Genomic DNA, 19,161 nt, shown 5'->3' with positions numbered 1-19,161 from the left:
CCGCCGGTCGGCTCGTCAACTGGCGCCTACCCGCGTCCACGCGGCGCAAGTATCGCGTGTGGGCGGCCCCGCGGCGTCCACCTGTCCGCCGGGTCGCCGCGGCGCGGATCCGGGGACGGTGGGATGCGCCGCCGCGCGGGGCTTCCCCCGCGCACCTCTTCCCACGGTGACCTCGTGCGGCTCCGCCGCATGAGGGGCTCCGGCCCGGGCCCCGACGGCCAAAGGATCCGGCCCGTCCGGCCATCGGGACGACGCCCGGAGGGCGCCCGGGCTCAGGAGTGGCCCAGGTCCTCCGCCGGGTCCGGCGTGGCCGGGACCGAGCCGCCCTCCGGGTCCGGGCGGAGCGGGAACACGTCCGTGGTCATCGAGTCCAGGACCGGGGGCGGCGGGCGCAGCGGCTTCGGCATGACCGCGGCCTCCGAGTGGCCCCCGCAGCCGTAGGCGAGCGAGACGACGTGGCCGTCCGCCGGGGAGAACTCGTTCGCGCAGACACCGAACGCCTGGCGCAGTGAACCGGCCATCGGCACGAGGAAGGCACAGGAGACACAGGTGGCGGGGGCCGCCTGGGCCATGGGGGTCTTCGCGCCGTACGCCTCGTCCCAGCGGTCCGCCGCGACGTGCAGCCCGTACCGCGACAGGACGCGCGCACGCCGCATCCCGAGCTCTTCGGCGACCGCCGCGATCGAACCCCGCGCGGGAGCCAGCGGCAGTGCCGCCGGCGCACCGCCCGTGACCTCGGCGTCCTCCGCCTCGACGAGCTCCGCCATCTCCTCCGAGACCGGGGAGTCCGGCAGCGGCGCGTCGGCGCCCGTGTAGCCGGGCTCCAGGCGCAGGTCGTCCGCCTCGGTGGGGAGCAGGTCGCCCGGCCCCAGGTCCCCGGGGCGCAGCCGCTCGCTCCACGGCACCCACTCCGGCGCCAGCAGGGAGTCCGGTCCCGGCAGGAGGACCGTCTCGTTGAGGGTGACCAGCTTGGCCCGCGAGGCGCGGGTGACGGTCACCGCCCAGCGCCAGCCCCGGTAGCCGGGTTCCTTGCACTCGAAGAGGTGGGTGACCACCCGGTCACCCTCGGCGAAGAGGGAGACATGCTCGCCGACCACCCCCGGGAAGGCGGCCTCCTCGGCCGCCTCACGGGCAAGGTCTACCGCCTCGGCGCACAGGCGGTCAGGGGTTCGGCTTCGCGTCGTCGCAGCACTCACAGGTCTCGCTTCTCTCCTACGCCGTCTCACGGGTGCGCCAACGGATGCCCGTACGAGGTACGAGATACGAGGTGCGAGCTGCGGGCGGAGCGGACCGAAGGGCCGCGTCGACGTCCACGCCTCGCCCGACTCGTCTCGGTCTCGGGCGCACTTTCCACCACCCATTCTGCGGGATGACGGAGAGGCGCGCGGCCGAGGACAACCGCCGGTGGCGCGCTACGCACGCTACCCCCTCTGCCGCCCCGGGCCCACCTGCACGCCGTCTTTGGGACCGGAAGGCCCGGAGAGACCCGGCAGAGAGTCCCAAATGCCCGGAGTGGCGGCTCACCGGCCCCGTCCGCCCTGTTTCAGGTTCGGGCCGGGAGGTGTGGGGCACTATGGCGGGGTGGCTGCCGCAAATTCGTCCGACGGATCCGGTCCACTGCGCAGGGTGGGCCGGGCGGTCGGCCGCGCCCTCCACCTGCCCTTCACGGGTACGGCGAAGGGCATCCGCCGCGCCACGCACGCGCAGGGCGCGGGCGAGTCGGGCCTCGGCAAGCTGATCGAGCTGCACGCCGTGAACGGCGCGGGCGACGTCATGATCACGGTTGCCCTCGCCTCCACGGTCTTCTTCTCCGTCCCCACCGACGAGGCCCGCGGCCGGGTCGCCCTCTACCTCGTGATCACCATGGCGCCCTTCACGCTCCTCGCCCCGGTGATCGGCCCGCTCCTGGACCGGGTGCCGCACGGCCGCAGGGCCGCGATGGCCGCCGCGATGCTGGCCCGTGCGCTGCTCGCGCTGGCGCTGTCGGGCGCGGTGGCGACGGGCGGGATCGAGCTCTATCCGGCGGCCCTGGGCGTCCTGGTGTCCTCGAAGGCGTACGGCGTCGTACGGAGCGCCGTCGTGCCGCGCCTCCTGCCGCCCCGCTTCTCCCTCGTGAAGGCCAATTCGCGGGTGACCCTGGCCGGGCTGCTGGCGACCGGCGCGGCCGCGCCGGTCGGGGTGGGACTCCAGCAGATCGGGTCCGCGTGGCCGCTGTACGGGGCGTGCGCGCTGTTCGTCTTCGGTACGTTCCTGGCGTTCACGATGCCGCACAAGGTGGACTCCGCGAAGGGCGAGCGGAAGGCCAGGCTGCTGGAACACGGGCACGGCCACGGCCGCGGGAAGCAGGAGTCGCCGCGCCGCCCCGGCCTGCGCACGGTCGGCCCCTCCGTACTCCACGGCCTCCAGGCCAACGCCGCCCTCCGCTCCCTCTCCGGCTTTCTGATCTTCTTCCTGGCGTTCCTGCTGCGCGAGCACCCGCTCTCCGGGCAGAGCGCCGCCGTGTCGCTGGCGGTCGTCGGCGTCTCGGCCGGTGTGGGCAACGCCTGCGGGACGGCGGTGGGGGCGTGGCTCAGGGACCGCGGGCCCGAGGCGATCATCGCGACGGTGCTGGGGCTGACGCTGGGCGTGGCCGTCTGCGCGGCGCTGTTCTTCGGCGGGCTGATGGTGGCGGTGCTCGGCGCGACGGCGGGCCTGTGCCAGGCGCTCGCCAAACTGTCCCTGGACGCGCTGATCCAGCGGGACGTGCCCGAGGAGGTGCGGACGTCGGCGTTCGCGCGGTCGGAGACGCTGCTCCAGATGGCCTGGGTGGTGGGCGGCGCCGTCGGGATCGCCCTGCCGCTGAACGGCGCCCTCGGCATGTCGGTCGCCGCCTGCCTCCTCGCGACGGGCGCGGCCTTGTCCGTACGGGGCCTCCTGAGTGCGGCGCGGCGCGGCTCGCCGCACCCCCGCGTGGCGTGAGACGGGGCGGGCGATAGCCTTCGCCCCATGACCGTTGCGCTCCTCTCTGGTAAGGCCCGCCGCACCGCCACCGTTCTCGGTGCCGTGTCGGCCGGACTCCTCGTCCTGTCCGCATGCGACAAGCCGACGCCGCTCGCGACCGTGACGGTCGGCACGGAATCGGTGCACACCGAGGCCACGTGCTACAACGACGGCTCCGCGATCAAGGAATCCCTGCTCCAGGACTGCCTGAACAAGAAGGCCGAGAAGACCGTCAAGGTCTCCATGGACGACAAGGTCCGCTTCGGTGTCGACCCCGAGATCGCGGACCAGGGCTGGACGCTCTTCATCAACGGCCAGCAGGCCGAGCAGGAGCCGTTCAAGAAGACGTACCGGACCATCCCGGGCAGTGCCTTCTTCGCACAGCAGCAACAGCAGCAGCCGGGCGCGCCCAGCCCCGACGAGGCGCAGGTCAGCGTCGTCGAGGCCAAGGGCAAGAAGCTCACCGGCATCTGGCACTTCAAGCTGGAGAAGACCTCCTGACGATGCGTGTCCTGGTCGTGACCGCGGTTCCCGCCGAGCGGGACGCGGTCACGCGCGCGTTCGCCCCCGGGGCCGGTGACGTCGATGTCATCGCCTGCGGGGTCGGGCCCGCCGCGAGCGCGGCCGGGACCGCGACGGCGCTGGCGTCCGCGACCCGCCCGTACGGGCTGGTGGTCTCCGCCGGCATCGGCGGCGGCTTCGGCCAGCTGGCCCCGCCCGCCTCCCTCGTCGTCGCCGACGCGGTCGTCGCCGCCGACCTGGGCGCCGAGACCCCCGACGGCTACGTCCCGGTGACCGCGCTGGGCTTCGGCACCGTGGAACACCTGCCGCCCGCCCCGCTCGTACGGGCCGCGGCCGACGCGACCGGCGCCGTCACCGGCACCGTGCTGACCGTCTCCACCGTGACCGGCTCCGCCGCCCGCGCCGCCGAGCTGCGCGCCCGGCACCCGTACGCCGCCGCCGAGGCGATGGAGGGCTTCGGCGTCGCCGAGGCCGCCGCCCTGCACGGGGTGCCGGTGCTGGAGATCCGCGCGGTCTCGAACGCCGTCGGACCGCGCGACCGGGCGGCCTGGCGCATCGAGGAGGCGCTGGAGGCGCTCACCGGGGCGTTCGGGAAGCTCGCGCCCGTACTCGAAGCCTGGGAAGACCGGAACGAAGACCGGGATGAGGAACATGACGACGTCTGACGCCCTGAAGATCGCTTACTCGCCCTGCCCGAACGACACCTTCGTCTTCGACGCCTGGGCGCACGGCCGGGTGCCGGGGGCGCCGGCGCTCGACGTGACGTTCGCGGACATCGACATCACCAACGGGATGGCCGAGCGCGGAGAGTTCGACGTGCTCAAGGTGTCGTACGCCGTGCTGCCGTGGGTGCTGGAGGAGTACGCGCTGCTGCCGTGCGGCGGGGCGCTCGGGCGGGGCTGCGGGCCGCTCGTGCTCACCCGCGAGGCGGGCGTCGACCTCACCGGCAAGCGGGTCGCCGTACCGAGCGAGCGCTCGACGGCGTACCTGCTCTTCCGGCTGTGGGCGGCCCATGCCGTGCCGGGCGGGATCGGCGAGATCGTCGTCATGCCGTTCCACGAGATCATGCCCGCGGTGCGCGACGGCAAGGTAGACGCGGGGCTCGTCATCCACGAGGCGCGCTTCACCTACCAGGACTACGGGCTGCACTCGCTCGCCGACATGGGCGAGCACTGGGAGGACACGACCGGCCTGCCGATCCCGCTGGGCGCGATCATCGCCAAGCGCTCGCTGGGCGCGGAGCGGCTGCGCGCCCTGGCGGACGCGGCGCGGACCTCGGTGCGGATGGCCTGGGACGATCCGCTGGTGTCGCGGCCGTACGTACTGGAGCACGCGCAGGAGATGGACCCCGCGGTGGCCGATCAGCACATCGGTCTCTACGTCAACGAGTTCACCGCCGACCTCGGCGAGAACGGTTACGCGGCGGTGCGCGGGCTGCTCACGCGCGCCGCGGCCGAGGGGCTGGTGCCGCCCCTCGGCCGCGACGCGCTGGCGTTCGTCTGAGCCCCGGCTAGACGTCCAGCTGGTCGGCCACCGCGCGCAGCAGGCCCGCGATCTTCGCGCCCGCCGCCTTGTCGGGGTAGCGGCCGCGCTCCAGCGCCGGCGTGATGTTCTCCAGGAGCGTCGTCAGGTCCTGCACGATCGACGCGAGTTCGTCGGGCTTGCGGCGCTGCGCCGCGGCGACCGACGGGGTCGGGTCGAGGATCGTCAACGAAAGCGCCTGGTCACCGCGCTGACCGGCCACGACACCGAATTCGACGCGCTGGCCGGGCTTCAGCGCGTCGACTCCGGCAGGGAGCACCGACGAGTGGACGAAGACGTCGCCGCCGTCGTCGCGGGAGAGGAAGCCGAAGCCCTTCTCATTGTTGAACCACTTGACCTTGCCGGTAGGCACGTCTGTCCTCGTCCTCGTACTCGTCGTTGAAAACGGCTCTGGATAGCACTACAGCGGGTCGTAGGACCCGCCACCACCAAGGCTAATGGTCCAGGGGCTGGTGACAAGACGTCGCCGGGCGGTTCCTCGGAGCAGGGAACTACCCTGGTCAGGTGATGACTGAAACCCCATCGTCCGAGGCCGGCCCCGGCGACCGGTTGGTACGTACCGGAGCGATCGTCTTCTTCGTCGGCGCACTGGCCACACTGGTCACCGTGGCTCCGCTCTTCCTGGGCACGGAGCCCTTTCCCCCGGTGGCGTACGCCGTGTGCATGCTGATGGGCGTCGGCTTCGTGATCGCCGCCGCCGGAGTGCTCAGGTCGATCGCCGCCCAGCGCCGTCAGGCGCGCGCCGCGTCGCGGTAGTCCCTCAGCCAGGCGGGGAAGGCCGCCAGGTCGTCCAGGACCACGTCCGCACCGGCTTCGCGCAGTTCAGCGGCGTCGCAGGGCCCCGTCGGCACGGCGACGGACAGGGCTCCGGCCGCCCGCGCGCCGCGTACGTCGCCGACGTGGTCGCCGACGTACACCGAGGCGCCGTGCTCGCGCAGCGCCTCCGCCTTGGCCTCCGCCCACAGCCAGCCGACGACGGCGTCCGGCTCGATGCCGAGGTGTTCGAGGTGGAGCTTGGCGTTCGGCTCGTGCTTCGCCGTGACGACGACGGCGCGCCCGCCCGCCGCCCGTACTGCGGCCACCGCCTCGCGGGCGCCGGGCAGCGCGAGAGTTGGCGTGATCGCGTACGCCGGGTAGATCTCGCGGTAGCGGTCGCCCATCTCCTGGATGCGGTCCTCCGGGAACCAGAACGCCAGTTCCTGCTCCAGCGGCGGGCCGAGCCGGGTGACCGCCAGGTCGGCGTCGATGTGCGCGCCGGTCTCGGCGGCGAGCACTTCGTAGGCGGCCTTGATGCCGGGCCGGGAGTCGATGAGCGTCATGTCGAGGTCGAAGCCGACCGTCAGCGGGGGCGTGGACAGGTGAGTGGGCATAGGGGCCATTGTGCCCACGGCGGGTCCGGGACCCACCCTTACACTTAGCCAAGCCTTACCAACCTCCGGACGCGGATAGGACCAGATGCGAGCCGCCACCAGCCACCCCAGGCGCGCCCCGTCGGCCCGCCGCACCGGCTGGACGGCCGCGGCTGTCGTGGCCCTGCTGCTCTCCGTCCTGCTGAGCCTCGCGGTCGGGGCGCGCTCCATCGCACCGTCCACCGTCCTCGACGTCCTGCTCAACGGCGGCCACAGCGACGCCGCCGAGATCGTACGGACCATGAGAGTGCCGCGCACGCTCATCGGCCTGATGGTCGGCGTCGCGCTGGCGCTCGCGGGGACCGTCCTCCAGGGCATCACCCGCAACCCGATCGCCGACCCCGGGATCCTGGGAATCAGCCAGGGCGCGTCGGTGGGTGTGGTCCTCGCGATCGCCTTCGCCGGCGTCCACTCGCTGTCCGGGTACGTGTGGTTCGCCTTCGCGGGCGCGGCCCTCGCCTCGGTCGCGGTGTACGCCATCGCGGCGAACGGGCGCGGCGGCGCGACCCCGGTGAAGCTCGCGCTCGGCGGCGCCGCGATCAACGCGCTGCTCACGTCCGTGACGATGGCGGTCCTGACGACACAGGCGGCGGCGCTCGACGAGTTCCGCTTCTGGCAGGTCGGGTCCGTGGCCGGGCGTGACGCGGAGGTCGTCGGCCGGATCTGGCCGTTCCTGCTGGTCGGGGTGGCGCTCGTCCTGTCCGTCGCGCGGGGGCTCGACGCCCTGGCGCTCGGGGAGGACGTCGCGAGGGGGCTCGGCCAGAACGTCGCCGCCGTACGGATCGTGGGCGGCGTCGGCGCGACGGTCCTGACCGGCGCGGGGTCGCGGCGGCCGGCCCCATCGCCTTCGTCGGCCTCGCGGTGCCGCACATCGCGCGGGCGATCGTGGGCGGCGACCACCGGTGGGTGCTGCCGATGGCGGCGCTGGTGGGCCCCGTGATGCTGCTGGTGTCCGACGTGGCGGGCCGCGTGATCTTCCCGCCGAGCGAGGTCCCGGCGGGCGTGACGACCGCGCTGATCGGCGTGCCGTTCCTGGTCGCCCTGGTACGACGGAAGGCGGTGCCGGCGTGACAGCGAACAGCGCGGTTGCCGGGATACGGCCCGCCGGGTACGCGCTCGTGCGGGTCGGACGGGGACGGTTCCTGCTGCACCGGCGGGCCGCCGTGGCCGCCGGCGCACTCGCACTCGTACTCGCCGGAGCGTGCGTCGCGTACCTCTGCGTCGGCGAGAGCAGCGTCCCGCCCGCCGAAGTGCTGAAGGTCGTCTTCGGACAGCCGTCGGCGGACGAACTCGTCGTGGGAACCCTCCGCCTGCCCCGCATGACCGTCGGGCTGCTCGTCGGGGCGGCGTTCGGCGTGGCCGGCGCACTGATCCAGACCGTCGCGCGCAACCCGCTCGCGAGCCCCGACATCATCGGCATCAGCCAGGGCGCGAGCGCCCTCACCGTCGGGGCGATGACCTTCGGGATCACTTCCTACGCCGTACTCCCCTACCTCTCCGCAGCCGGCGGAATCCTCGCCGCCGTCCTCGTCTACGCCTTCGCCTGGCGCGGCGGACTGCACGCCACCCGCTTCGTGCTCATCGGCATCGGTTTCGCGATCGCCCTGCGCTCCGTCACGCTCCTCTTCCTCACCAAGGGCGACTACCTCGTCGCCCAGCAGGCGCAGATCTGGATGACCGGCTCCCTCAACGGCCGCGGCTGGGACGAGGCGGCCCCCTGGGCTGGGTGCTCCTCGCACTGCTCCCCGCCGTCCTCTGGGCCGCCCGCGCCCAGCGCACCGTGTCGATGGACGACGACACCGCGACCGCGCTGGGCGTACGGCTGGGAAGGGTCCGTCTGGGCCTGGTCCTCACCGGCGTGGTGCTCGCCTCCGTGGCGACCGGGACCGCCGGCCCCGTCGACTTCGTGGCGCTGCTCGCCCCGCAGATCGCCCGCCGCACGACCCGCACCGCGCAGATCCCGCTCCTCTGCTCGGCCCTGATGGGCGCACTGATCGTCGTACTGGCGGACCTGCTGGCCCGGCGGCTCCTCTCCCCCACCGAACTACCGGTCGGCGTGCTGACGGCAGCGGTCGGCGCCCCGTACCTGATCTGGCTGATCGTCAAAGGCCGCACTGGAGGCAAGGCGTGAGCAGGCTCACCGCTCGCGAGCTGACGCTCGCCTACGAGGACCGTACGGTCGTGCACGGACTCGACCTGGCCGTGCCCGACGGCCGGGTGACCGTGATCGTCGGCCCGAACGCCTGTGGGAAGTCCACCACCCTGCGCGCGCTCGGCCGGCTGCTCGGGCCCAAGGCGGGCGCGGTACTGCTGGACGGCGCCGAACTCGCGAAGATCCCGACCAGGAAGATCGCCCAGTCGATCGGCCTGCTGCCCCAGACCCCCGTCGCCCCCGAGGCCATCACCGTCGCCGACCTCGTCGCGCGCGGCCGCCAGCCGCACCAGCACTGGTGGCAGCAGTGGTCCGACGGGGACGAACGGGCGGTGACGGACGCCATGGCGCGCACCGGCGTCACCGAACTCGCCGAGCGGCCCGTGGACACGCTCTCCGGCGGCCAGCGCCAGCGCGTGTGGATCGCGATGGCCCTGGCCCAGGAGACGGACCTCCTCCTCCTGGACGAGCCCACGACGTACCTCGACATCTCCCACCAGGTGGAGGTGCTGGACCTGGTGCGCCGGCTCAACCACGACCGGGGCCGGACCGTCGTGGCGGTCCTGCACGACCTCAACCAGGCGGCCCGGTACGCCGATCACCTGATCGCCATGAAGGAGGGCCGCATCGTCGCCGAGGGCCACCCCACCGAGATCGTCACCGCACACCTCGTACGCGAGGTCTTCGGCCTGACGTCGGTAGTGATCCCGGACCCGGTGACGGGCTCCCCCCTGGTGATCCCGGGCACACCGTGGAGCCCGGCACCCGCCACCGCCCCGCGGGACACGGTGCCGGGAGGGGAAGCGCCGGGGCGCTCCCCGCAGGGCACCGGACGCGACCACCCCGAAGAAATCCCCGTGCCCGAACGTTCGGCGCCCGAGGAGACGCCCCGGCGCGGCACCGACCCCGAAGCCCCCGCCCCGGAGCGCACCCCCGCCGAAGGCACCGCTCGGCCCGCCGCGCCCCGCGACCCCGCCGACACCCCCCGGACCACCTGAAAGGTGCCCCACCCCATGACCGGAACCCTCCGCCGCCGCGGCCTAGCCGCCGGCTCCCTCGCCGTCACCGCCGCCCTCGCGCTCTCCGCCTGCGGCTCCTCCGGCACGGACGAGCCGTCGTCCTCCACCAAGAACGGGACGCACACCGTCAGGACCGCCATGGGCGACGTGCGGGTCCCGGACAGCCCGAAGCGCGTCGTCGTCCTCGACACCGCCGAGCTGGACTCCGCGATCACCCTCGGCGTGAAGCCGGTCGGCGCGACCCGCACCACCGCCGAGCCGGGCTTCCTGAGCTACCTGCCCGAGGACGAGGTCGCGGGCATCAAGGACGTCGGCGAGATGATGACCCCCAACCTGGAGGCCGTCGCCGCCCTCGAACCCGACCTGATCCTCACCAGCAAGGTGCGGCACGGCGCCCTGTACGACGAGCTCAAGGCACTCGCGCCGACCGTGATGACGGAGAACACCGGTTACCCCTGGAAGGAGAACTTCCAGGTCCACGCCGACGCGCTCGGCAAGAAGGCCGAAGCGGAGCAGGTCGTCGCCGACTACACCGCGCACGCCGCGAAGGTCACCGAAGCGGTCGGCGGCAAGGACAAGGCCGCGAAGACCAACGTCAACGTGGTGCGCTTCATCGAAGGCGCGGACATCCGCATCTACGGCAGGCAGAACTACATCGCGACCGTCCTGGCCGACGTCGGCCTCGGCCGCCCGGCCATCACCGACAAGGCGAAGGACGGCTTCTCGTACGACGTGAGCCCGGAGAAGATCGACCTCGCGGGCGAGGACGCCGACGTCGTCTTCCACTCGACGTACGGCGACCCGAAGAAGGCCAAGCAGACGCAGACCCTGGACAGCGGGCTGTGGAAGAACATGCCCGCCGCGAAGGCGGGCAAGGTGTTCGGCGTCGAGGACGAACTGTGGATCCAGGGCATCGGCTACACCGCCGCCGACAAGATCCTCGACGAGATGCAGGGCCACCTGACGAAGTGACCGACGGCTAACGCCTCCGCGCCCGCCACACCAGGTAGAGCGCGGAGGCGACGGCCGCCGTCCGTACGACCACGGGCCACAGGCCCGAGACCGCCTCGCCCAGCGCGCCCTGCGCGAGCGGCTCGCCCCACCGCCCCTCGGTCCTGCCCCACAGCCACACGGCCGCGCCCGCCGCGACCACTCCGGGCAGGCCCAGCACCGCCCATTTCGCCTCGGCGCGGCCGAGGCGGGGCGAGGCGTACGCGAGGAGCCAGCCGCCGCCCAGCGCGAGCCAGTTGCCGAGGACGGCGCCGACGACGAGCAGCGCGGCGGCGAGCAGGAGCAGGGCGTTCGCGGGCCGGCGCACCACAGTCGCTGCCGCTGCCGCCGCCTCGCCCTGTCCGGCCGTACGACGCCGCAACCGCAACCGCAACCGGCGGCGGCGCGGCGGAACTTCCGCCTCGACGGCCGCTCCGCCACCGTCCCCGGCTTTCCCCTCGGCTTCCTCTCCGGCTTTTTCCTCCTCGGCCGGCGGGGGCTTGAGTATTTCGGGGATCTCCACACCGCCGACGAACCCCGGCACGGTGGCACCCATGCCGAGCGGCCCCGGTTCGATGCGCCACCAGTCGGGTTCGCTGCCCTGCGGGCCGAGTTCGTCCGACCCCGCGAGGTGGGGCGGCGAAGCGACGGGCCCGTCCACCGCGCCCGCCCGCTCGTGGTCGCGTCCGCGCGGCCGGGGGATCCACCGGCCGCGCCCGCCACGCCCACCGGGCCCGCCGCCCTCCGCCGGCTCGTCGCGCTGTTCCGGCAGTGCGGCCTGCCGCGCCGCGGGCTCCGGCTCCGGCATCGCGCCGCCCGACGCCGCCGCCACCAGATCGGCCGGGGGACCGATCCGGTTCAGGATCCGCCGTACCGCCGCGGGAGAGTCCGGCGTACCGAACCCGGAGCGCTGCCGGTCGATTTCGCCACGCAGCGTGGCCACCAGCCGCATCCGCGTCGCCGCGGGCAGCTTGTGCTGCTGCGCCAGGTCGCCGACCCGGCTCAGGTAGTCGTAGACGAGCTGATCGCTCTCGATGCCCACGCGCCGTTCCGTCCCCTCGCCCTCCAACCTCCAACTGCCTGCACCGACCGTAGCGCCACACCGGCTACCGTGGGGCGGATGGGGACCGGCGAGCGCAACCAGGAGGCGCACGTGTCCGAAGGATCAGGCGCAACGCCACCACGCACGCTCGCGGAAGCCCTGCGCACCCGCGACGACGCGTCGCTGGCCGCACTGTTGCGCGCACGGCCCGACCTGCTCTCGCCCGTGCCCGGCGACGTGTCGCAGCTCGCCACCCGGGCGGGCACCCGCGCCTCCGTCGTACGGGCGCTGGAGCGGCTCGACCGGTTCGCCCTCCAGACCGCAGAGGCCCTGGCGGTGGCCCCCGACCCGGCTCCGTACGAGGCGCTGCGCGCGCTGATGACCGGCGACGAGGGCGACCCCGCGGTCGAGGCGGCGCTTCCGGGGGCCGTCGCCGCGCTGCGTGAACAGGCCCTGCTCTGGGGCGACGACGACCGGCTGCGCCTGGTGCGTACGGCGCGCGAGCTGCTCGCCCCCTCCCCCGCGCACCCGTCCCCCACCGGCCTGGGCCCGACCGTCGCCGAGGCGACCGCCGGGATGTCGCCGGGGCGGTGGCAGGAGACGCTGGCCGCGGCCGGGCTGCCGCCGACCCACGACCCGGTGTCGGCGGTGACGGCCCTGGCCGCGCTCTTCAACGACCGCACCCGGATGTCCGCCCTGCTCGACACGGCCCCGCCCGAGGCGCTGATGGTGCTGGAGCGGCTGGTGTGGGGGCCGCCGTACGGCGAGGTGACCTCCGACCCCGCGCCGCCCGTGCGGTGGCTGCGCGACCGGGGGCTGCTGCTGCCGACGAGCCTGCGTACGGTCGTGCTGCCGCGCGAGGCCGCGCTGCACCTGCGTGCCGGACGCGCGCACCGGGCGCCGGAGCCGGTGCCGCCCGCCGTCGTGCCCCTCGGCGAGCACAGCTCGCGGGTCGTGGACGGTACGGCCGCCGGCCAGGCGTACACGGCACTGTCCACCGTCGAGGGACTGCTCAAGGACTGGAACGAGGGCGGCCCGGCCGTCCTGCGCTCCGGCGGTCTGAGCGTGCGCGACCTGAAGCGGACGGCCGCCGCGCTCGACGTGCCCGAGCACACGGCCGCCTTCTGGATCGAACTCGCCTACGCCGCCGGACTGCTGGCGTCCGACGGCGAGGCCGCCGAGCGGTACGCCGCCACGCCCGCGTACGACGAATGGCTCGACCTCCCGCCGCAGGACCGGTGGACCCGCCTCGCCGCCGCCTGGCTGCACGCCACCCGCACGGCCGGCCTGGTCGGCAGCCAGGACACGAAGGGCCGCGTGCTGGCGGCGCTCGGCCCCGACCTGGACCGTTCGGCGGCCCCCGAGGTGCGCCGCCGTGTCCTCGGCCTCCTCGCCGCACTCCCCGAGGGCGCCGTGCCCGCACCGGAGCAGGTGCTGGCCCGGCTGCGCTGGGAACGGCCGCTGCGGGGGGCGGGTGCCGGCGCCGGGGGTACGGGGTCCTCCACGGGCACCCCCGGCGACCTGCGTTCCCGTATCGCGCTGTGGACCCTCACCGAGGCGGAGCTCCTGGGCGTCACCGGGCGCGGCGCGCTCTCCTCCCACGGTCGCGCGCTGCTGGCCACCGGCGCCACCGCCCCGGCCACCGGCGCCGAGGACGCGGCGGCCGCCGCGCGCGCCGCCGGGCTGCTCGCGCCGCTCATCCCGGAGCCCCTGGACCACGTACTCCTCCAGGCGGATCTCACCGCCGTCGCCCCGGGGCCGCTGCGACGGCCGCTCGCGGACACCCTCGACGTACTCGCCGACGTGGAGTCGAAGGGCGGGGCGACCGTGTACCGCTTCACGCCCGCGTCCGTGCGCCGCGCGCTGGACGCCGGGCGGGCCGCGTCCGACCTGCACGCCTTCCTGGCCGAGCACAGCCGCACACCGGTGCCGCAGCCGCTCAGCTACCTCATCGACGACGTGGCCAGGAAGCACGGGCACCTGCGGGTCGGCGCCGCTTCCGCCTACGTGCGCTGCGACGACGACGCGATGCTCGGCGAGATCCTCGCCGACAAGCGGTCGCAGCCGCTGGGCCTGCGGCGCCTCGCGCCCACGGTGCTGGCGGCGCAGGCCGACCCGGCGGCGCTGCTCGAGGGGCTGCGCACGATGGGCTTCGCGCCGGCCGCCGAGTCGGCGGCCGGAGACGTGCTGATCACCCGGGCCCACTCCTACCGCACCCCGCCGCGCACCGCCCCCGCGCCCGTCCCCGAGGGACCGCCGGCCCCGGACGACACGCTGCTGGGCGCCGCGCTGCGGGCGATCCGGGCCGGGGACATGGCGTCCACGGCGGTACGCAAGGAGACCCCGGCGGCCGCGTCGGGAACCGGGACGACGGCCCCCGGCGAGCTGCCGCGCACCACGTCCGCGGAGACGCTCGCCACGGTCCAGGCCGCCGCCCTCACCGGGTCCGCGGTGTGGATCGGGTACGTCAACGCGGACGGCGCGGCGAGCCAGCGCGTGATCGCGCCGGTGCGGGTGGAGGGCGGCTTCGTCACGGCGTACGACCACACGGCCGACGAGGTGCGGACGTACCCGCTGCACCGCATCACGGGCGTGGCGGAACTGGCGGACAGCCCGTAGGGGCGCTGCCCCCGGAGCGGCGCCCTGGAACGCGGCGGAAGCCGGACCCGCCCCCGCGCGGTCACTGGCCCGAAGGCACCGTCTCCTCCCGCCCGCGCGGCGCACGCCGCACACGCACCGCCCGGCCGATCCTGCGGCCGAGGAGGAAGTAGCCGATGAGCGCGCCCGTCGTATTGAGGATCACGTCGTCGACGTCGAACGCCCGGCCCGTGACCATCGCGCCCTGCGCCAGCTCCACCAGCACCATCACCACCACCGTGAGGACCACCACGCGCAGCAGCCGCAGCGAGCGCGGCACGAGCACCGGCAGCAGCAGCCCGAAGGGCATGCCCAGCAGCAGGTTGCCGCCGATCTGCTTGCACGCGGCGAGGAAGGTGTAGTCCTCGGCGTACTGCCGCAGTGAGGCGCCGGGCGTCAGATTGGTGGTGACCAGGTCTTCCGAGGCCTGCGAGGGAGCGAGCGTCAGCCGTGCCAGTACGGCCGAGAACAGGATGAGACCGACGAAGGCCACGACCACCGCGAGGGCCCGCAGTACCGTCCGCCACCAGGGGACACGGGGTTCCGCTTCAGCTGTCATGGACATCCGTCTACCCGCGCTCCCGACCCGTATCGCACGCGGTACGGCACACTGGACGTTTGGCCGTACGGGCCGACCTGCCGCAGAAAGGGCCGAAACCCGCGTGAACGGACCCCTCATCGTCCAGAGTGACAAGACCCTGCTCCTGGAAGTCGACCACGAGCGCGCCGACGCCTGCCGCCGTGCCATCGCGCCCTTCGCCGAGCTGGAGCGCGCCCCCGAGCACATCCACACCTACCGGGTGACGCCGCTCGGTCTGTGGAACGCGCGGGCCGCCGGGCACGACGCCGAGCAGGTCGTCGACGCGCTCGTCGAGTTCTCCCGCTACCCGGTCCCGCACGCGCTGCTCGTCGACGTCGCCGAGACGATGGCCCGCTACGGCCGTCTGACCCTCTCCAAGCACCCCGTGCACGGTCTCGTCCTGACGACCACCGACCGCCCGGTGCTGGAGGAGATCCTCCGCTCGAAGAAGGTCCAGCCGCTGGTCGGCGCCCGGATCGACGCGGACACGGTCGCCGTGCACCCCTCCGAGCGCGGGCAGATCAAGCAGACGCTGCTCAAGCTGGGCTGGCCGGCCGAGGACCTCGCGGGTTACGTCGACGGTGAGGCCCACGCGATCGACCTCGCGGAGGACGGCTGGGCGCTGCGCCCGTACCAGAAGCAGGCCGTCGAGGGCTTCTGGCACGGCGGCTCGGGCGTCGTGGTCCTGCCCTGCGGCGCGGGCAAGACGCTGGTCGGCGCGGGCGCGATGGCACGGGCCAAGGCGACGACCCTGATCCTGGTCACGAACACCGTCTCGGCCCGCCAGTGGAAGCACGAGCTGGTGAAGCGCACGTCGCTGACCGAGGACGAGATCGGCGAGTACAGCGGTACGCGCAAGGAGATCCGGCCGGTCACCATCGCGACGTACCAGGTCCTGACGACGAAGCGGAAGGGCGTCTACCCGCACCTGGAGCTCTTCGACTCCCGCGACTGGGGCCTGATCGTGTACGACGAGGTGCACCTGCTGCCCGCACCCGTCTTCAAGTTCACGGCCGACCTCCAGGCACGGCGGCGCCTGGGTCTGACGGCGACGCTCGTGCGCGAGGACGGCCGCGAGTCGGACGTCTTCTCCCTCATCGGCCCGAAGCGTTTCGACGCCCCGTGGAAGGAGATCGAGGCGCAGGGCTACATCGCGCCCGCCGACTGCGTCGAGGTACGGGTCAACCTCACCGACGGCGAGCGGCTGGCCTACGCGACGGCCGAGGCGGAGGAGAAGTATCGGTTCTGCGCGACGACCGCGACCAAGCGGAAGGTGACGGAGGCGCTGGTACGGAAGTTCGCCGGCCAGCAGATCCTCGTCATCGGCCAGTACATCGACCAGCTCGACGAGCTGGGCGAGCACCTGGACGCACCGGTCATCAAGGGCGAGACGTCGAACGCGCAGCGCGAGAAGCTCTTCGACGCGTTCCGGCAGGGCGAGATCAGTGTGCTCGTCGTGTCGAAGGTCGCGAACTTCTCGATCGACCTGCCGGAGGCGACGGTCGCCATCCAGGTGTCGGGCACGTTCGGGTCGCGTCAGGAGGAGGCGCAGCGTCTGGGCCGGGTCCTGCGGCCGAAGTCGGACGGCCACCAGGCCCACTTCTACTCGGTGGTCGCGCGCGACACGATCGACCAGGACTTCGCGGCGCACCGCCAGCGGTTCCTGGCGGAGCAGGGTTACGCGTACCGGATCGTGGACGCGGACGAGCTGATGGCGGACGACGGCACCACGCCGTAACGCGGACCCGGGGCCCGGATCGCGGGCCCCGGGTCCGCGACCCGGTCTCGGGCCCGGTCCGGCTACCGCTGCCGCCCGGCCTCCTCCTCGTGGGGGAACCGGGCGAGCGGGGCCTCGCGCTGGAAGAACGTCTTGGCGCGGATCGCCGCCCGCTCGTCGTTCCGGACCTGACCGGGCCGGGAGCCGTTGCCGAACAGCACCCCGCCGAACCGCATCCGCAGGTACGCCGCCGAGTGGTTGAGGGTGGTCGTCAGCCCGTCGGCGACGGCCTCGTCGTCGTCCGCCATGACCGTCACCCCCCACAGGGTCCGGCCGGCCATCCGCTCCTTGAAGTCCGAGGCGGGGTCCACCAGCCAGCCCGACCAGTAGTCGAGGTAGCGCTTGGTCTGCGCGGAGAGGGTGTACCAGTACAGGGGCGAGGCGAGGACGATGTCGGTGGCCTCCAGCGTGGCCTGCCGCAGCGTCTCCTCGTTCTCCCCGGCGGGCCAGGTGTCGGTCTCGTGCCGTCCGTCCTGGAAGTCGGGCAATGGCAGCCCGGCCAGGTCCACCCAGCGCTGCGGGACACCGGCGGGCAGCTGCTCGGCGGCGGCCCGCGCGAGGATCTCGGTGTTGCCGTCGGGGCGGGAGCTGCCGAGGACGAAGAGGAACGAACGGTCCGTGCCGCGGGGCGTTTCGGTGGTCATGTCTGCTCCGGTCTCGGCCCCCTGGACGCGACCGCCGAAGGGGCGTGAAGCCGGCCGCGGCCCGGGGGAATCGGTGAGTCCCCGCTTCCAACTCCCCTTCTTCCGGAGCTATTCCGGCCGATGGCAGGCCGCTTCGTCCCGTCGGCCCCGTTCGCCCGTCACTCCCGCCGCGCCCGCCGCGCCTGCCGCGCCCATCACTCCCGCCGCGCCTGCCGCGCCCGCCACACCCGCCCTGCCTGCCGTGCGCACCTTGCCCGCCTTGCCCGCCCGGGCGATTCCGTCCCGTCCGACGGCCCCGTCCGCCCCCGGACGGGATTCCGGCCCGCCCGGGGGCGCGGGAAGCCAGGCGGCCGGGCCGCCCGCCCCACCGCGGGCAGGGACGGAGCACGGGAGGGACGGGGCCCGCCGGGCCCGCGCCGGCCTCGTCGCCGCGTAGACCAGCAGGGCCAGCCCCAGCAGCGGGTACGGGGACGCGAGCGGCTGCTGCCACCACGGGAGCCGGAGATCCAGCGCCCCGTCGTGCGGCACCAGCCACAGCGTGCGCGCCGTGAAGGCGACGGCCACCGCTCCGGCCGCCCTCCACCGCCCCTCGGCGGCGAGCACCGCGAGCACCGGCACGCACCACACCCAGTGGTGGGACCAGCTGATCGGCGAGACCAGCAGTCCCGTCGCGGCGGCGGCCAGCACGCCCCACGGTTCGCGGCCCGCCACGACCACCGCCCGGCGCGCGGCCCACAGCCCCGCCACCGCGACGCCCGCCGCTGCCGCGAGCCACACCGGGCCCGGCTCCGGGGTGTGCAGGACGCGGGCCAGCATCCCTTGCAGCGACTGGTTGTCGACGATCCACGCCTTGCCGACCCGGCCGGTCTCGAAGAGCCTGCGGGTCCAGAAGTCGACGCTGGCGTGCGGCAGTACGAGCGCGCCGAGCAGGGCCGTGCCGGTCAGCGACGCGAGGGCGGTGAGGCCGGCGCGCACCCGCCCCGTCAGCAGCAGGTACACGATGAAGATCGCGGGCGTCAGCTTGACGCCCGCCGCGACACCGAGCGCGAAGCCCTTGCCGATCGCGTCGTCCGTACGGGTCAGGTCCCACAGGACGAGACAGGCGAGGGCGAGGTTGATCTGGCCGAAGAGGAGGGTCTGGAAGACCGGTTCGAGCCACAGGCCGACCGCGGTGGCCGCGAGAACGAGGGCGGGCGTGGCGGGGAGCCGGGCGAACCGGCAGGAGAGGTGGACGAGGAGCGCGAGGAGCGCGGCGTTGCCCGCGGCGAAGGCGATCTTGAGGCCGCCCAGCGGCAGCCAGGTGGTCGGCACGAAGAGGATCGCGGCGAACGGCGGGTAGGTGGCGGGCAGTTGCCACTGGGTGACGGTGAACCCGTACAGATCGGTGCCGTTCGCGACCGCCGCGCCTTCCGCCCGGTAGACGAGGGCGTCGACCATGGGGATGTGCTGGAGTACGCCCAGCGCGCCCAGCGCGGCCAGCGACACGGCGAGCAGGACGCCGGTGATGCCGTTGACGCCGGCGGGCGTCCGGGCCGGTACGCCCGGTGATCGGGATGTCACGCTGCGGAGTTCCACGGCCGCGACCCTAGTGGATCGGCGGGCGGACCCGCGGAGCCACGTGGTCAGCGGCGCTTCACACCCGCCTCCTGTGCGTACTCGCCGAGGACGGCCACGCCGAACGCGGCGCCCACGAAGACCTTGACGGCGCGCAGGGCGTCACCGATCCGGTGGCCGGGGTGGGGGGCGGCGCCCGTGGCGGTCGCACCGGCGGGGCGGGCGTGGTGGGCGGAGGGGCCTGGGGTGAAGGTTGCTGAAGCCATACCTCCAGGATGAGGTCCGGACATTCTGCGCACAACGGTCTACGGGCT

15 protein-coding genes and 4 pseudogenes are annotated in these 19,161 nt (G+C 73.8%); 11 read left to right on the top strand and 8 right to left on the bottom strand.

The genetic code is table 11. From position 1 onward, the window contains the following. Positions 1-272: 272 nt before the first annotated feature. Positions 273-1,196, bottom strand: coding sequence for a DUF3027 domain-containing protein (locus BN1555_RS17965; protein WP_093800328.1), 924 nt, complete (start codon positions 1,194-1,196; stop codon positions 273-275). 385 nt (positions 1,197-1,581) lie between these two features. On the opposite strand from BN1555_RS17965, the gene BN1555_RS17960 reads away from it, so the two are divergent. Genes BN1555_RS17960 through BN1555_RS17945 form a run of 4 tightly spaced genes read left to right on the top strand, consistent with a single transcriptional unit; the run spans position 1,582 to position 5,004 of the window. After that, positions 1,582-2,958 carry an MFS transporter gene (locus BN1555_RS17960; protein ID WP_093800327.1) on the top strand — a complete coding sequence of 459 codons (1,377 nt, stop codon included), beginning with the start codon at positions 1,582-1,584 and terminating at the stop codon, positions 2,956-2,958. A 27-nt stretch (positions 2,959-2,985) separates the two neighbouring features. Next, a complete protein-coding gene (locus BN1555_RS17955) occupies positions 2,986-3,480 on the top strand; it encodes a DUF2771 domain-containing protein (protein ID WP_093800326.1) in 495 nt (164 codons plus the stop codon). Positions 3,481-3,482: 2 nt separating this feature from the next. Then, the gene (locus tag BN1555_RS17950) at positions 3,483-4,166 is read left to right on the top strand and encodes a futalosine hydrolase (protein ID WP_093800325.1); all 684 of its coding nucleotides are present in this window, start codon (positions 3,483-3,485) and stop codon (positions 4,164-4,166) included. Next, positions 4,153-5,004, top strand: a complete 852-nt coding sequence (locus tag BN1555_RS17945; protein ID WP_093800324.1) for a 1,4-dihydroxy-6-naphtoate synthase — start codon at positions 4,153-4,155, stop codon at positions 5,002-5,004. Before BN1555_RS17950 ends, BN1555_RS17945 begins: the two co-directional genes overlap by 14 nt. 7 nt (positions 5,005-5,011) lie before the next feature. Here the strand turns inward: BN1555_RS17945 and BN1555_RS41325 are convergent, their stop codons facing one another. Further along, entirely contained in the window at positions 5,012-5,395 is a 384-nt protein-coding gene (locus BN1555_RS41325; protein WP_093800323.1) for a cold-shock protein, read from the bottom strand. A 155-nt stretch (positions 5,396-5,550) separates the two neighbouring features. Between BN1555_RS41325 and BN1555_RS17935 the strand changes: the two genes are divergently transcribed. After that, a complete protein-coding gene (locus tag BN1555_RS17935; RefSeq protein ID WP_093800322.1) occupies positions 5,551-5,799 on the top strand; it encodes a hypothetical protein in 249 nt (82 codons plus the stop codon). Here BN1555_RS17935 and BN1555_RS17930 read toward each other — a convergent pair. Continuing rightward, a complete protein-coding gene (locus tag BN1555_RS17930) occupies positions 5,775-6,422 on the bottom strand; it encodes an HAD family hydrolase (protein ID WP_176710064.1) in 648 nt (215 codons plus the stop codon). The genes BN1555_RS17935 and BN1555_RS17930 overlap by 25 nt on opposite strands. A gap of 76 nt (positions 6,423-6,498) precedes the next feature. On the opposite strand from BN1555_RS17930, the pseudogene BN1555_RS17925 reads away from it, so the two are divergent. The 4 genes and pseudogenes from BN1555_RS17925 to BN1555_RS17910 all read left to right on the top strand — a co-directional run bounded on the left by BN1555_RS17925 (position 6,499) and on the right by BN1555_RS17910 (position 10,595). After that, positions 6,499-7,523 (top strand): annotated as a pseudogene (locus BN1555_RS17925) (FecCD family ABC transporter permease). After that, positions 7,520-8,583, top strand: a pseudogene (locus tag BN1555_RS17920) (FecCD family ABC transporter permease). The pseudogenes BN1555_RS17925 and BN1555_RS17920 overlap by 4 nt, the downstream one beginning before the upstream one ends. After that, positions 8,580-9,359: pseudogene (locus tag BN1555_RS17915) on the top strand (ABC transporter ATP-binding protein); the annotation flags it as partial. The pseudogenes BN1555_RS17920 and BN1555_RS17915, both read left to right, overlap by 4 nt. 258 nt (positions 9,360-9,617) lie before the next feature. Then, entirely contained in the window at positions 9,618-10,595 is a 978-nt protein-coding gene (locus BN1555_RS17910; protein ID WP_093800319.1) for an ABC transporter substrate-binding protein, read from the top strand. A 7-nt stretch (positions 10,596-10,602) separates the two neighbouring features. On the opposite strand, the gene BN1555_RS17905 is transcribed toward BN1555_RS17910, so the two are convergent. Next, positions 10,603-11,655 carry a hypothetical protein gene (locus BN1555_RS17905; protein ID WP_093800318.1) on the bottom strand — a complete coding sequence of 351 codons (1,053 nt, stop codon included), beginning with the start codon at positions 11,653-11,655 and terminating at the stop codon, positions 10,603-10,605. 78 nt (positions 11,656-11,733) lie between these two features. Between BN1555_RS17905 and BN1555_RS17900 the strand changes: the two genes are divergently transcribed. Further along, positions 11,734-14,274 carry a helicase C-terminal domain-containing protein gene (locus tag BN1555_RS17900; protein ID WP_093800317.1) on the top strand — a complete coding sequence of 847 codons (2,541 nt, stop codon included), beginning with the start codon at positions 11,734-11,736 and terminating at the stop codon, positions 14,272-14,274. Positions 14,275-14,401: 127 nt separating this feature from the next. On the opposite strand, the pseudogene BN1555_RS17895 reads toward BN1555_RS17900, so the two are convergent. After that, a pseudogene (locus tag BN1555_RS17895) lies at positions 14,402-14,851 on the bottom strand (VanZ family protein); the annotation flags it as partial. Positions 14,852-14,954: 103 nt separating this feature from the next. Between BN1555_RS17895 and BN1555_RS17890 the strand changes: the two are divergent. Next, complete coding sequence (locus BN1555_RS17890) at positions 14,955-16,610, top strand: DNA repair helicase XPB (protein WP_093800316.1); 1,656 nt, start codon at positions 14,955-14,957, stop codon at positions 16,608-16,610. Positions 16,611-16,672: 62 nt separating this feature from the next. On the opposite strand, the gene BN1555_RS17885 is transcribed toward BN1555_RS17890, so the two are convergent. The 3 genes from BN1555_RS17885 to BN1555_RS17875 all read right to left on the bottom strand — a co-directional run bounded on the left by BN1555_RS17885 (position 16,673) and on the right by BN1555_RS17875 (position 19,113). Further along, positions 16,673-17,293 carry a flavodoxin family protein gene (locus BN1555_RS17885; RefSeq protein ID WP_093800315.1) on the bottom strand — a complete coding sequence of 207 codons (621 nt, stop codon included), beginning with the start codon at positions 17,291-17,293 and terminating at the stop codon, positions 16,673-16,675. 108 nt (positions 17,294-17,401) lie between these two features. Continuing rightward, positions 17,402-18,868: a glycosyltransferase 87 family protein gene (locus BN1555_RS17880; RefSeq protein WP_255306073.1), complete on the bottom strand. Its 1,467-nt coding sequence runs from the start codon at positions 18,866-18,868 to the stop codon at positions 17,402-17,404. A gap of 47 nt (positions 18,869-18,915) precedes the next feature. Next, complete coding sequence (locus tag BN1555_RS17875) at positions 18,916-19,113, bottom strand: hypothetical protein (RefSeq protein ID WP_093800314.1); 198 nt, start codon at positions 19,111-19,113, stop codon at positions 18,916-18,918. Positions 19,114-19,161 lie beyond the last annotated feature (48 nt).

This window comes from Streptomyces sp. Wb2n-11, assembly GCF_001049855.1.
GTDB classification, from domain to species: domain Bacteria; phylum Actinomycetota; class Actinomycetes; order Streptomycetales; family Streptomycetaceae; genus Streptomyces; species Streptomyces altiplanensis.
This window is presented reverse-complemented; position numbering and strand designations above follow the sequence as displayed.

Excerpts from the sequence above, each read along its gene's own strand:
- BN1555_RS17910 (WP_093800319.1), top strand. The coding sequence starts at position 9,618 with ATGACCGGAACCCTCCGCCGCCGCGGCCTAGCCGCCGGCTCCCTCGCC.
- BN1555_RS17945 (WP_093800324.1), top strand. The coding sequence starts at position 4,153 with ATGACGACGTCTGACGCCCTGAAGATCGCTTACTCGCCCTGCCCGAAC.
- BN1555_RS17955 (WP_093800326.1), top strand. The coding sequence starts at position 2,986 with ATGACCGTTGCGCTCCTCTCTGGTAAGGCCCGCCGCACCGCCACCGTT.
- BN1555_RS17875 (WP_093800314.1), bottom strand. The coding sequence starts at position 19,113 with ATGGCTTCAGCAACCTTCACCCCAGGCCCCTCCGCCCACCACGCCCGC.
- BN1555_RS17930 (WP_176710064.1), bottom strand. The coding sequence starts at position 6,422 with ATGGCCCCTATGCCCACTCACCTGTCCACGCCCCCGCTGACGGTCGGC.
- BN1555_RS17900 (WP_093800317.1), top strand. The coding sequence starts at position 11,734 with ATGGGGACCGGCGAGCGCAACCAGGAGGCGCACGTGTCCGAAGGATCA.
- BN1555_RS17885 (WP_093800315.1), bottom strand. The coding sequence starts at position 17,293 with ATGACCACCGAAACGCCCCGCGGCACGGACCGTTCGTTCCTCTTCGTC.
- BN1555_RS17935 (WP_093800322.1), top strand. The coding sequence starts at position 5,551 with ATGACTGAAACCCCATCGTCCGAGGCCGGCCCCGGCGACCGGTTGGTA.
- BN1555_RS17950 (WP_093800325.1), top strand. The coding sequence starts at position 3,483 with ATGCGTGTCCTGGTCGTGACCGCGGTTCCCGCCGAGCGGGACGCGGTC.